The sequence below is a fragment of the Roseibium sp. SCP14 genome (genome assembly GCF_040329475.1).
In the GTDB taxonomy this organism is placed as follows: domain Bacteria; phylum Pseudomonadota; class Alphaproteobacteria; order Rhizobiales; family Stappiaceae; genus Roseibium.
On the sequence record NZ_JBDZYH010000003.1, the window covers coordinates 321,269 to 334,968 of the forward strand.

General features: G+C 55.5%; 10 protein-coding genes. 3 read left to right on the top strand and 7 right to left on the bottom strand.

Annotated elements, in window-relative coordinates; genetic code table 11:
* Positions 1 to 119: 119 nt before the first annotated feature.
* Positions 120 to 3,800, bottom strand: coding sequence for a vitamin B12-dependent ribonucleotide reductase (locus ABLQ08_RS14155; RefSeq protein ID WP_352943367.1), 3,681 nt, complete (start codon positions 3,798 to 3,800; stop codon positions 120 to 122).
* Between the two features lie 641 nt (positions 3,801 to 4,441).
* Here ABLQ08_RS14155 and ABLQ08_RS14160 point away from each other — a divergent pair.
* Complete coding sequence (locus ABLQ08_RS14160; RefSeq protein WP_352943370.1) at positions 4,442 to 5,146, top strand: response regulator; 705 nt, start codon at positions 4,442 to 4,444, stop codon at positions 5,144 to 5,146.
* Positions 5,147 to 5,454: 308 nt separating this feature from the next.
* Complete coding sequence (locus tag ABLQ08_RS14165) at positions 5,455 to 5,841, top strand: NADH:ubiquinone oxidoreductase subunit NDUFA12 (RefSeq protein ID WP_352943372.1); 387 nt, start codon at positions 5,455 to 5,457, stop codon at positions 5,839 to 5,841.
* A gap of 87 nt (positions 5,842 to 5,928) precedes the next feature.
* On the opposite strand, the gene ABLQ08_RS14170 is transcribed toward ABLQ08_RS14165, so the two are convergent.
* The 6 genes from ABLQ08_RS14170 to ABLQ08_RS14195 form a co-directional block, all read right to left on the bottom strand.
* On the bottom strand, positions 5,929 to 6,990 hold the full coding sequence (locus tag ABLQ08_RS14170; protein ID WP_352943375.1) for a hypothetical protein: 1,062 nt from the start codon (positions 6,988 to 6,990) through the stop codon (positions 5,929 to 5,931).
* Between the two features lie 161 nt (positions 6,991 to 7,151).
* Positions 7,152 to 7,832, bottom strand: coding sequence for a leucyl/phenylalanyl-tRNA--protein transferase (aat, locus tag ABLQ08_RS14175; RefSeq protein ID WP_352943378.1), 681 nt, complete (start codon positions 7,830 to 7,832; stop codon positions 7,152 to 7,154).
* A gap of 51 nt (positions 7,833 to 7,883) precedes the next feature.
* Positions 7,884 to 9,230 carry an acetyl-CoA carboxylase biotin carboxylase subunit gene (gene accC / locus ABLQ08_RS14180; RefSeq protein WP_352943381.1) on the bottom strand — a complete coding sequence of 449 codons (1,347 nt, stop codon included), beginning with the start codon at positions 9,228 to 9,230 and terminating at the stop codon, positions 7,884 to 7,886.
* Positions 9,231 to 9,245: 15 nt separating this feature from the next.
* Positions 9,246 to 9,725 carry an acetyl-CoA carboxylase biotin carboxyl carrier protein gene (accB, locus tag ABLQ08_RS14185; RefSeq protein WP_352944396.1) on the bottom strand — a complete coding sequence of 160 codons (480 nt, stop codon included), beginning with the start codon at positions 9,723 to 9,725 and terminating at the stop codon, positions 9,246 to 9,248.
* 296 nt (positions 9,726 to 10,021) lie between these two features.
* A complete protein-coding gene (locus ABLQ08_RS14190; protein WP_352943384.1) occupies positions 10,022 to 10,810 on the bottom strand; it encodes a DsbA family protein in 789 nt (262 codons plus the stop codon).
* Between the two features lie 63 nt (positions 10,811 to 10,873).
* Positions 10,874 to 12,301, bottom strand: coding sequence for a M48 family metalloprotease (locus ABLQ08_RS14195; RefSeq protein ID WP_352943387.1), 1,428 nt, complete (start codon positions 12,299 to 12,301; stop codon positions 10,874 to 10,876).
* A 229-nt stretch (positions 12,302 to 12,530) separates the two neighbouring features.
* Between ABLQ08_RS14195 and ABLQ08_RS14200 the strand changes: the two genes are divergently transcribed.
* A complete protein-coding gene (locus ABLQ08_RS14200; protein WP_352943390.1) occupies positions 12,531 to 13,694 on the top strand; it encodes a pyridoxal phosphate-dependent aminotransferase in 1,164 nt (387 codons plus the stop codon).
* Positions 13,695 to 13,700 lie beyond the last annotated feature (6 nt).

A 13,700-nucleotide genomic window follows, 5' to 3' on the forward strand; every position in this document is an offset into this window, starting at 1 on the left:
GCCCAACCGGGTTTGGCTTCTCAGGAAACCCAAGTTCGTCCGTTATTCCGTTTTGAGCTGTTTATTGACCCAATTAGTCAATCCTTTGCGACTCGGGACAGCTAAACCAATGCCCTGGATCAGCTGCAGCCGCTTGTGGAGCCGCAGGTGTCGCATTTCAGGCAGGTGCCGTTTCGGACCATGGTGAAGTTGCCGCATTCGGCGCAGCTTTCGCCTTCATATCCTTTCATGCGTGCCTGAGCGATTTGCTGAGCAGCCGTTGAAACTTGCGGGGCAGGGGCGGAGGTAACTTCCACTGCAGCAGCCGTTTCAGCTCCCCGTGCAAAGGCCGTGGCCACTGCGGAGACCTGGGCTGCCGGAGTGCTCGCCGTCTGAACGGAGATTGCCTCGGTGGTTTCTCCAGCCGGTTCGGAACCCGGTACGATGCGGAAACGTTCGGTCTGGCCACGCACAAGACCGTGGGAGACAATCTGACCACCCTGGCCGCGATCTTCAGAAGAAGATGCGCTTACTCCCGAATTGCCGAAGACTTCCGGCGGTACGTGGGCAAGATCGTGACGACCGAGATAGGAGACCGCAAGCTCACGGAACACGTAGTCGAGGATCGACGTTGCGTTCTTGATCGCATCGTTGCCCTGAACCATGCCGGCCGGTTCGAACTTGGTGAAGGTGAACGCGTCGACATATTCCTCAAGCGGCACACCGTATTGCAAGCCGAGCGATACGGAGATGGCGAAGTTGTTGATGAAGGCGCGCAGCGCGGAGCCTTCCTTGTTCATATCAAGGAAGATTTCGCCGAGGCGGCCGTCATCGTACTCGCCGGTCCGCAGGAACACGGTGTGGCCACCGATCTTGGCCTTCTGGGTGTAGCCCTTGCGGCGTGCCGGCAGTTTTTCCTGTTCGCGAACAACGCGTTCCACGATGCGTTCCACGATGCGCTCGGCGACAACTTCAGCTTTTGCGGCCTGTGGCTTGGCTGCCAGTTCTTCCGCTGCCTCGTCCTGGTCGTCCTCGTCGTCAGCCAGAAGCTGGGCGTTGAGCGGCTGGGACAGTTTCGAGCCGTCGCGGTAAAGCGCATTGGCTTTCAGTGCCAGCTTCCAGGACAGCATGTAGGCTTCCTTGCAGTCCTCAACGGTCGCATCGTTCGGCATGTTGATCGTCTTGGAGATCGCACCGGAGATGAACGGCTGTGCTGCAGCCATCATGCGGATGTGGCTTTCCACCGAGAGGAACCGCTTGCCGATGCGGCCACATGGATTGGCGCAGTCGAAGACCGGGTAGTGTTCGGTCTTCAGGAAGGGTGCGCCTTCCAGGGTCATGGCACCGCAGACGTGCGTGTTGGCGGCTTCAATGTCGGCCTTGGAGAAACCTAGGAACGACAGCAGATCGAATTCGGCATCTTCCAACTGCTCCTCGGAAACTCCGAGTGCCTTGAGCTGATCGTCACCAAGCGTCCAGCGATTGAAGACGAACTTGATGTCGAAGGCCGACTTCATGCCGTCTTTCAGCTTGCCGAGGCTTTCGTCGGTGAAGCCCTTGGATTTCAGTGCGGACGGGTTGATGCCCGGGGCCTGGTCGATGGAACCATGGCCAACCGCATAGGCTTCGATCTCGCCGATTTCACTTTCCGAATAACCGAGCACACGAAGTGCTTCCGGAACAGCGCGGTTGATGATCTTGAAATATCCGCCGCCTGCGAGTTTCTTGAACTTCACCAGAGCAAAGTCAGGTTCGATACCGGTGGTGTCGCAGTCCATTACGAGACCGATGGTGCCGGTCGGGGCAATCACCGTAGACTGCGCATTGCGGAAGCCGTTTTTCTCTCCGAGTTCCAGGGCACGATCCCAGGCTTTCTTGGCCCGTTCCACGATTTCCTGATCCGGGCAGGTCGCATGGTCGAGTGCCACCGGATTGGTGTTCAGCCCCTCGTAACCGTGGGTCTCACCGTGGGCAGCGCGGCGATGATTGCGGATCACCCGCAGCATGTGCTTGGCGTTCTTCTTGTAGCCCGGGAAGGAGCCGAGTTCGCCCGCCATTTCCGCCGAAGTTGCGTAGGAAACACCGGTCATGACAGCGGTGAGAGCACCACAGAGAGCACGGCCTTCCGGAGAGTCATAGGAAATGCCGGAGGTCATCAGCAGTCCGCCGATATTGGCGTAGCCGAGACCGAGCGTACGGAATTTGTAGCTGAGTTCTGCAATTTCCTTGGACGGGAACTGCGCCATCAGGACCGAAATTTCCAGAACGATGGTCCACAGGCGGACGGCATGTTCGTAATTGTCGATGTCGAAAGAGCGATCTTCCTTGCGGAACTGCATCAGGTTCAGGGACGCAAGGTTACATGCGGTATCGTCCAGGAACATGTATTCCGAGCACGGGTTGGACGCGCGGATTTCGCCATCGGCCAGGCAGGTATGCCAGTCGTTGATGGTGGTGTGGTACTGCAGGCCCGGGTCGGCGGACGCCCACGCGGCATAGCCGATCTGCTCCCAAAGCTCCTTTGCCTTGACGGTCTTTAGCGTGTCGTCGGAGCGGCGTGCCTTCAGGTCCCAGGTGCTGTCTTCAAGAACCGCCTGCAGGAAACCGTCGGTGACACGGACGGAGTTGTTGGAGTTCTGGCCGGCAACGGTCAGGTAGGCTTCGGAATCCCAGTCCGTGTTGAAGGTCGGGAACTCGATCTTGGTGAAACCCTGCTTGGCGAACTGAATGACGCGCTGGATGTAGTTTTCCGGCACCATCATTTTCTTGGCGGCACGGATTTCGCGCTTCAGCGCCGGGTTCTTGGCCGGATCGAAGCAATCACCATTGTCCGCCTCGCAGTTGACGCAGGCGCGCATGATCGCGCTCAGGTGCTTCTGGCAGATCTTGGAACCGGTCACCAGGGCTGCGACCTTCTGTTCTTCCTTGACCTTCCAGTTGATGTATTCCTCGATATCCGGATGGTCGACATCGACCACGACCATCTTTGCCGCGCGACGGGTAGTGCCGCCGGATTTGATCGCCCCGGCTGCCCGGTCGCCGATCTTGAGGAAACTCATGAGGCCGGAAGACTTGCCACCGCCGGAAAGTTTTTCACCTTCGGCGCGAACATGGGAGAAGTTGGAACCCGTGCCTGAACCGTACTTGAACAGACGCGCTTCACGGACCCAAAGATCCATGATGCCGCCTTCATTCACCAGATCGTCGCCAACGGACTGGATGAAGCATGCATGCGGCTGCGGATGCTCGTATGCGGTTTTGGATTTGGTCAGTTTTCCGGTCTGGAAATCGACATAGAAGTGACCCTGGCTGGGGCCGTCGATGCCATAGGCCCAATGCAGGCCGGTGTTGAACCACTGCGGAGAGTTCGGCGCCACCTTCTGCGTCGCCAGCATGTAGCGTAACTCGTCATAGAACGCATGTGCGTCGGCTTCCTGATCGAAGTAGCCGCCCTTCCAGCCCCAGTAGGTCCAGGTGCCGGCGAGACGGTCAAAGACCTGACGGCCGTCAATTTCGGAGCCAAAGCGCTCGTCTTCAGCCAGGTCCTTAAGGGCTTCCTCATCGGCTTCATGACGCCACAACCAGGAGGGGACGGTGTTTTCTTCGACAGCCTTCAGCTTGGCCGGAACGCCAGCCTTGCGGAAATACTTCTGCGCCAGAATGTCAGAAGCAACCTGAGAGAATTGCGCCGGAACCTGAATGTTCTCCAGCCGAAACACGACAGACCCGTCCGGGTTCCGGATCTCGCTTGTTGCTGTCCGAAATTCAATACCTGCGTAAGGCGATTGACCTTCCTTGGTATAGCGCCGCTCGATCCGCATTCTCTAAGTCCCCTTGTATCCCCGGTCGGTTCCTGCAGAACCAGACTAAATCCGCATCACATCCGGCTTGGCGTTTCCGCCTGCCTCTTTGCCGAATGCCGCCCCGTAGCTCACAGGTCTGTTACCTGTATGTAGCGTATCAATTTTGTGGGTCCACTATATATAGTGGTTCTCAACAGGTTTGTCACGACATGCACCATTCTGTCCGGCACACAAAATCCCGTCCCCCGGATTCGATCAAGAATGACGGAAGCGGAACGCGGTTACTTGACTGTTTTGGATGACCAGAGCGCCTGGAGAGGCCTCCGATTACGCACATCGCAATGATTAGGAAACTAATGTAAACGAAATCTTAAGGTCAAGGTTCGAGTGACAACAGGTAGTGCCTAGATTGTGGGCAAACGCAAAATATTGTGTGGCGATGTGGATAATGGGGAGGGGAGTGGGGAGAGCGCAATCGCTGGGAATTTTACCCTTGCATTCTCGCAGAGGGAGTGCCGTTTCCGCGATCAAATCCTTCTGTGGATGATTATCGAGCGGGTTTTATGAAAATTTGAAGAAAATGGCTGCTGCCGATTTCAACAGGGTTTAAGCCGGGGCTGTTCTACTGCGGATCAGATAGGGAAAAGGGTCCGCATTTCATGAAACATCACGCCGCTTTCGGGGTGTCGATGGAAGATATCGACGTTGTTGTTGTCGAAGACAGCAAGCCGATGCAAACCATACTCCGTTCGATTCTGCTCAGCTTCAAGGTCGCCCGCGTGAGGACTTTTGATTCGGTCGACGACGCATTGGAATCCAGCCTTGCAGAACCTCCCAATGTGATTCTTACCGATTGGCGCATGGAGCCGACAACCGGCTACCAGTTCCTGCGTCTCGTTCGCCATCGGCACATGGAGCCGCTGTGCTACGTGCCGATCATTTTCATTACAGCACACGGTACCAGACCGTTGGTCGACAAGGCCCTGAGGGCCGGTGCACATCATGTGTTGGTCAAACCGGTGTCGCCATCGACGCTTTACAAGCGCCTCAGCTGGCTGCTGACCGACGATCGCCCGATGACCCTGGAGCATTCCGGTTTCTACAACATCTATGGCATCGGCAAGGCGATGGACGAGCAGGCGGAGAAGATGCAGTCGCTGGCAGGTGCACGTCTGCATCATCGAATCGCGGTCGAAAAGCGGGCCAAGGTGGAAGAAGTGGTGGAAGAGACATTCGAGAAGAAATCGTCTTCAGGACCCATCTTCGCCGGCGTGAAGAAGGGCGGTGCAAAAAAACAGTCGGCCGCCGCCAAACATATTCGGGATGCCGAATTTTCCACGATCAAAGGCGTCAAGCTTCACTAGCAAAGTGGGGTCTGCAATCTCGGATCGCGACTTGTCGCGTTGGTCAGGCCGTGCAAGCGTTCTGATTTCGGGTCGGGATTAGCTCTTGATCTTGACCGGTCCAGGGTTTGGGGAGGCGTTGAAATTCGCCGGTGTTTGCGCATTTTCCTTCAAGAGAGTGCCAGCAGGCCAAAACCGGTCGATTATTGCGTCAGTGCGGCAGTGCGACACTGGACAGAAGCGGCAGTTCCAGCCATATTCCGCGAAATTCCTCCGAGGCCACTCGCCTTGGGCAAAAAGATCTGCAATTGAAGGACCTTTTGAGGGCCATGAAAACTCTGCTGCTTGAAATCTTCACCTGGTGGAACAGCCAAACCATGGGTACCCGGTTTTTCACTTGGCGCAAGGGTGAGTTTGTCGGAGAGGACGAGTTCGGCAACAAATACTACAAGGAACGTGCTGGCACCAAGCGATGGGTGATCTATAACGGTCTTGCGGAAGCTTCATCGATCCCTCCGGGTTGGCATGGCTGGATGCATCATCGGGTCGATACGCCGCCGTCCGAGGAAACCTACCATCCGAAACACTGGCAGCAGAAGCACCAGACGAACAAGACCGGGACGCCGGAAGCCTATCGTCCGCATGGCTCCATTCTGACTCCGGAAAAGCGTCCTGAAGTTACCGGTGATTATGAAGCCTGGACGCCTGGAAACTGAGATCTTCCGGTTTTTAGTTGAGCAAGCCCCGCACAGCGGGGCTTTTTTGTGTCCGAGGTGAACTGGTCTTGAAGGCGGCTGTGGCCGTTATACGGACTTGTTTCTCGACTTGCCCTTTGCCGGAGCCTCGTGCGCACCGAAAAGCGTGCTTGCCGACGAGATCAGTCGGTTCAGTATCAAGATCACCAACGACGTGCTGTAACCGAGGACAAACGGCATGATCAGCAGCAAAGACTGGTTGGTAAATGCAAGTTCCGACTTGGTGGGCACCGTTGCCTTGTTCAATGCAGCGGCGCTGAGGCTCTTAACGAAGGCCAGAAATTCATGGAAACCGAAGGGGAGCGTGAAAAAGAGCGCAAACAAGGCGCCAAGGACGATCCTTTGCACGATGAGCCGGGAATCCGAAATGTCGAAGGTAATGTCGCTCGTCACGCTGATCGCATTGAAACCGATGAATGCGGCTGCACCTATTGCTCCAAGCGACATGAGCCAGAGCAGAAAGAACAACACCATGAGCGCACCGTCGAGACCCTTGCTGAGGAGTGTTACCTCGGCCATGAAAACGGACAGGATCATGGAGCCGATCGAAATTATTACCAGCCAAACGGCAAGCTTGGGCAGGAAGTTGGGCATCTGGGATGCCAGGTAACTTTTCCGATCTGCATCGGTTAACTGTGCGAACAAGGCTTGCGTCTTGTCTTCTACCGCCACCCATTCTTCCTGTGTCGGCGGGCGCCCCATCTGGTTCTGTCCCGCAGCCTTAAGACTGTTAAGCGCGCCGAGCCGGAAGCCATCGGGAAGCGGCACGGCTTCCTTGTTCAGGAACGTGTGAAGATTTCGAAGAGTTTCCAAATCTTCGTTGAATTTCGCGTCCTTGATGAAGTTTTCAGGGTTTGGGGGAGAGGAGGTGCTGCCGAAAACAGATGTGGCCATGCTTGTGATTTTGCCAGTTGCCTGCCTGAATTCTTCGCCAAATCCTGACCTTTCTTCCGGAGTTGAGGGAATTTCCAGCTCCGGTGGATCTGTTTCAGGATTGTTATTTGAAGACGTGGATTTGGTATCTGGGTTAGATGCTCCCGGTTGGCGAGCATCCAAATCCGTTTCCTGAGTGACCTTATCCGCGGCAGATTCCTTTACGTCCTCAGCCATGCTATTTCCTGATCATTAGGAATTACGTAAGGGAATGCTACCAAAAATCGATTTTTGCGGCAAATGCAACCGCATTACGATCAGGGTTTCGCGACGCCTTCGGCGTCTCCAAACTTGTGCTTTTGGGCGACAGACCTTGCTTCCGTCTGACGAAAAATCGGTCAGTCAGGTTGCAGAAGATCCAGAACCTTCAACACATCTTCGCCGTTTGCCTGGGCGGACAAAGCGTAATAGTCCGTCTCGAGTTTCAAGGCTTCGGCAAGTCGCTTGTTGTAGTCGGCTTGCAGGACTTCCATCGTGCCGAATTTGCTCAGATGATCAGTAACAAACTGCGTGTCGAGCAGGGAGTAGCCACCGACGGCAAGACGGGCGACCAGATGTGCGAGACAAACCTTTGACGCATCCGTTTCGAAGGTGAACATGCTTTCACCAAAGAAGGCGCCATTCAGACTGACACCATATAGACCGCCAACAAGGTTGCCATTCCGCCAGGCCTCGACAGTGTGGCAATAGCCCATTTCGAACAGCTCGCCGTAAAGGCGTCTGATTTCGCGATTGATCCAGGTTTTTTGCCGTCCCGGCATTGGTTCGGCGCATCCGTCGATTATGCCTTGAAAATCCGTGCTGACACGAATTTCAAACACGTCGTTGCGAATGGTTCGTCTCAAGCGACGGGGAATGTGGAAATTTTCGAAGGGGAGAATTCCGCGCTGTTCCGGCTCCAGCCAGAAAAGTCCGGGATCGTCCGCGGATTCTGCCATCGGGAACAGTCCGCAGGCGTATGCCTTCAGCAGCACCTGCGGAGTGATTTCCATGACGATGTCGTCTTTGTAGCCTGCCATATGGTCTCACTGCCCAAGCGACAAGGGGCAATGCCCCTTTGCCCATTGCGGTCAGTTCGACTTGTCAGCCAGGTACTTTTCCAACCAGTGAATGTCGTACTGACCGTTCGCTATATCCTGATTGTCCACCAAATCACGGAAAAGCGGAATAGTTGACTTTATCTCGTCAACGACAAATTCGTCCAGACAACGGCGAAGGCGCATCATGCACTCAACGCGATTTCGGCCATGAACGATCAGCTTGCCGATCAGACTGTCATAATATGGCGGAATTTTGTAGCCCTGATAAACGCCTGAATCGACACGCACACCCAGGCCACCGGGTGGGTGATAATAGGTAATTGTACCAGGTGAGGGCGTAAAAGTAACCGGATCCTCGGCGTTGATTCGGCACTCAATGGCATGACCGTCGAACTTGATGTCGTCCTGGGTAATGTCGAGGGAGCCGCCAGCCGCAATGCGGATCTGTTCATTGACAAGGTCAATGCCGGTGATCATTTCCGTAACAGGATGCTCCACCTGCAGACGGGTGTTCATTTCAATGAAATAGAACTCGCCGTTCTCGTAGAGGAACTCGACCGTACCAACGCCGCGATATTTCAACTTACGCATGGCATTGGCGACGATTTCGCCAATCTCTTCACGCTGCTCGGCATTGAGGCATGGGGAAGGGGCTTCTTCCAGTACCTTTTGGTGCCGACGCTGCAGGGAACAGTCACGCTCGCCCAGGTGCACGGCATTGCCCTTGCCGTCACCGAGAACCTGAATCTCGATGTGGCGCGGCTTGCCGAGATACTTTTCCATGTAGAGAGCATCATCACCGAAGGCAGCCTTTGCTTCCGACCGGGCGGTCGAAAGGGCCGTATCGAGATCGGCTTCGGTTTCCGCAACCTTCATGCCACGACCACCGCCGCCGGAAGCTGCCTTGACCAGAACCGGGTAGCCGATTTCACGGGCAATTGCATGTGCATCGTCATCCGGGGTGACGGCTCCATCGGAACCTGGAACGACCGGTATGCCGAGATCCTTGGCGGTTTGTTTTGCCTGGATCTTGTCGCCCATGATGCGGATGTGTTCGGCGGTCGGGCCGATGAACTCAATGTTGTGAGCTTCAAGAATTTCCGCGAAACGGGCATTTTCGGAAAGAAAGCCATAGCCCGGATGGACCGCATCGGCACCCGTGATTTCACAGGCAGCCAGAAGCTGCGGGATATTCAGGTAGCTGTCGCGGGCTGCAGGAGGCCCAATGCAAACACTTTCATCTGCAAGGCGCACATGCATGGCATCGGCATCTGCTGTTGAATGGACTGCAACCGTCGAGATGCCGAGCTCTTTACAGGCGCGCAGAATGCGCAGGGCGATCTCGCCACGGTTGGCAATGAGAATCTTGGAGAACATGGCCGCAGCGGCTCCTTATTCGACGATAATGAGCGGTTCGCCGAATTCAACCGGCTGAGCGTCTTCAACAAGGATCTGCTTGACGGTGCCGGATTTTGTGGACGGGATGTGGTTCATGGTCTTCATGGCCTCAACGATCAGGATCGTCTGACCTTCGGCGACTTTGTCGCCCACCTGGATGAACGGCGCTGCACCCGGCTCGGCGGCAAGATAAGCCGTGCCGACCATTGGAGACGTTACAGTGGCACCGGACTGAACAGCGGCTTCCACCGCAGGAGCAACTTCGGCTGCTGCCGGCGCAGCATTTGCAGCGGGAGCAGCAGCGACTGCAGGAGCAGCTGCGACGCTGACCGGAGCGCTGATCGACATCTGCCGTGCAACGCGAATGCGCGTGTCACCCTGTTCCAGTTCAATCTCAGAAAGATTTGTCTCATCCAACAGGACGGCGAGATCCCGGATCAGGGCCGTGTCGAATTTCTTGTTATCATTACGCATCATGTCGTTTGGCTCTCACACTCGGTCTTCAAAGAGCGCAGCCTGAATATCAGCCGGATCGACCTCTCCAACAAAAGTGGGGTCAGATCGGTAATATCCGGTTGTCGAGTTGGGGATCTCCCCATCGGAAACCGGTTTGCCTTGCGTTCTTTGTCCCGCCAAAAATAAGCGGATACAGATCTTTGGCCCGTATCCTGTCAGGATACGAGCCTCGCTTCTTATAGGGATTCAATTGTAGCAGGAAAACCCCCGATTTTTCATTGATATCGAGGAAGTGCTTTTTCCAACAGGCTTGTTTAGCAGCTGGCCTCGCCGCAATTCTTCACTGCATCGATTTTTGCACGCAGCTGATCGTAACCAACGGCTCCCTGGACAACCTCATTTCCAACGACATAGGAAGGCGTGCCGGTCAGGCCGAGACGGTTTGCGATCGTGTAGACTTCCTCGAAAGTTGCGCCGGCTTCGTCGGTTTCCATTGCTTTTTTCAAGTCTTCTTCCGGGATGCCGGTGCCGGTTGCCGCAGCGAGAGCGCTGGCAAGGTTGGCCTGTCCGCGTCTCAGAAGCAGCGCTTCATGGAATTCACCGTATTTTTCCGGCGCGACAGAATTGACGGCGACCGCGACCTGTGCAGCTTCAATCGATCCTTGTCCGAGAACCGGAAACTCCTTCAGTACGACTTTGAGGTCCGGCTCCTCTTCAATCAGTCTGACCATGTCGCCATAAGCGCGCTTGCAGTAACCGCAATTGTAATCAAAAAACTCGACCAGGGTTACGGAGCCTTCCGGATTGCCGAGAACCACCTGACGCGTTGAATTGAAGAGAATGTCGGCACTGTCGGTCAGGGCCTGCAGGCGGGCAGCTTCGGCAGCTTCCTTTTCCCTTCGATCAAGTTCGGTCAGGGCTTCCGCAATCACTTCCGGATTCTGAATAAGGTACTCGCGCACGATCTTCTCGATCTCGCTGCGATCAATATCCTGCGCTGTCGCCGTGCCGGCGACCAGAGACATGGCAAGTGCGCAGGCGGAAAGAACGCGCAGCAATGCAGGCGGGCAAATGCGCCGGGAAAAGACAAAATATTGGGTCATTCAGGGCTCCTTGGGCGGCTGATCTTGAAACACCGGACCATGCCGCCTTGCGTATTGCTTAGGTTACCGGCGATTCGGCAGATTGGGAGGTTTGTACGCTACAATGTCGTCCGCTTGAAGCCATGCGGGCGATCCTCGCTTCAAACTTTTTTGAGCACGGGCTGCGTAACGCTTTGCAGACTGGAATTCACCACTCACCATCAGGCCTTTTGCCGTCGCCAAGTCCGCTTCAGCGCGCTCACCCTGCCGACCATGGGCAATTGCGAGCTGGCTGTAAGCCACACCGGAGTTCGGGTCTCGTTGAATAGCGCGTTTCAGCACCTTTTCAGCCTCAGGCAGATAGGAAGGATTGTTGGCGCCAACCAATGCATATCCGAGCCAGACCATGAATTGCGGCTCATTTGGTTTGATGGAAAGTGCCTTTCTGAAAGGTGCAATAGCGCCCTTCGGGTCTCCACCCTCGAGCAGGGCCTGACCCTTGAGTTCGTAGTAATAGGGATTGTTGGGCTGCGTACGGATGAGGGCGTCTATTTCCTTCACAGCTCCCTTGCCGCGGCTTTTCATTGCCGCAATGGCGCGGGCATATTGTGCCGCCGGGCTCTTGTCACTGCGTGGGTAGGCCCTCAAAGTTGCGGAAGGATGGCTCGTATAGGCGAAGAGCTTTGCACGCACCAGGTCATGCCGGTATTGAAGGACATAGTCATCCGGTTGATCGAAGTACTTGGACTTTTGGGCTTCGTTCAGCAATCCGTTGTAGCGCTCCTGAGCCATCGGGTGGCTTTGTGCGTACGGGTCGGCAAATTTGCGGGTAAACATCTGCTGCTCCGACATGCGCTCAAATGTCTTCAACATGCCGCGTGCACTCTGGCCCGTTGCGTTGAGATACCTGAGAGCGGCACGGTCAGCTGCCGCTTCTTCACCCCTTTGGTAAGATAGGAGAGAGCGCTTGCCGACGGAACCGGCACCGAGCGCCGCGGCGGCACCGCCAGAGGCCGCCTGGCTTGAGCCGGCGGCGGCACCCGCTGCAGCCGCGCCGGCGCCAAGGATCATGCCAATCACGGAAACGATCTGAGCATTGGCCGCAGCTGAACGCAGGCGCACCAGGTGTCGACCGGCGATGTGGCCTGTTTCATGGGCAATCACACCAATAACTTCGCCAGGTGTCTCTGCCTCCATCAAAACGCCGATGTTGATGAACATACGCCGAGAATCAGGAACAAACGCGTTGAAGCTCTTGTCGTTGACCAGAATGATTTCCGGTTCGGAGTTCGAGATGCCTGCAACCTTGAAAATCGGTTTTGCGTAGTCCTTCAAAAGAGACTCGGTTTCCGCATCCCGTATAAGCGGCAGTCTTCCGCGTTGCGCATTTGCCGGGGTGACGACCATCGGCAGAACAATTGCTGCGGAACATGCCATGGCCACCGTTCTTTTGATGAAATGGCCGTAGGTCCTTGCAGATTTGCGGGCAAGAACAGAATTTTTACGCAGCAAATCGTAACTCCAATCCGGAAACTATGGATCAATATCCATGCATATGAATCTTGGCCGAAGTTATGGAGACTGCGGGTTCCGGTCAAGAATAGCCAAATGACAATTCGGAAAGGTTCAACTTCGAGCTTTGCCTGACATGTCCAAAAGAAGGGAACGGGCCGATTGCACCCCGGCAAAAAATCCGCAATACGAAACAGAGAAAATCTCAGAGCCGGAAATTCGGAACAAGATGACAAAGAATGCCTTTCTGCCGTCTGCGCGAAGCGACGTCTCGCCCTTTATTGCCATGGATGTGTTGTCGGAAGCGGCAAAACTGGAAGCCACGGGCAGAAAGATCATTCACATGGAAGTTGGGCAGCCCTCGGCGCCAGCACCGAAATCGGCGCTTGCTGCCGCTCAGGAAGCCCTGAAACACGGTCGCTTGGGATACACAGAAGCGCTTGGCATCAGGCCGTTGCGCGAAGCACTTTCCACGCATTACAGGAAGACATACGGGGTTGAGGTTCCTGCGGAGCGGATCATGGTGACGACCGGGTCTTCGGCGGGTTTCAACCTGGCATTCCTGTCGGCATTCGACCCCGGGGACCGAGTTGTCCTGACGGCGCCCGGATATCCCGCCTATAGAAACATTCTCAAGACACTCGGGCTTGTGCCGGTTGAGATTGAAGTTGGCGAAGACACGAGATGGAGCCTGACCCCGGAGCACTTGATTGAAGCTCAAAGGGAAGGGCCGGTAAAAGGCGTTCTGGTTGCAAGTCCCGCCAATCCGACCGGAACAATGATGGCTCCGGAAGCCCTGGACGCTCTGCTTCGGTTTTGTGAGGACGAGGATATCTGGTTCATCTCCGATGAGATCTACCATGGTCTCGATTACACCGGAGAGCAGGTCACCGCTCTAAAGACGACACAGAAGGCAATCGTCATCAACAGTTTCTCGAAGTATTATTGCATGACAGGTTGGCGCATTGGCTGGATGGTGCTGCCTGAGCAACTTGTGCGACCTGCTGAACGTATCGCCCAAAGCCTTTACATCTCACCGCCCGAACTCTCTCAAATTGCTGCAACAGCGGCGCTGGATGCCGTGCAGGAACTTGAAGGGGTCAAGGCAGGGTACTCCGCAAACCGTTCATTGCTGATCGAAGGACTGCCAAAGATCGGCTTGGACAAATTGCTGCCCGTCGATGGTGCTTTTTACATCTACGCCGATATCAGCAAATTCAGCGCTGACAGTCTCGATTTTGCAAAGCGGATTCTGCACGAGGTCGGTGTTGCAGCCACTCCGGGTGTCGACTTCGATCCTGTCCACGGTCACGAGTTTTTGCGATTTTCTTTCGCGGGGGCCCACGACGACATGCAGGAAGCTCTTACACGATTGCAGGGCTTTCTGAGGTAGTCGGTT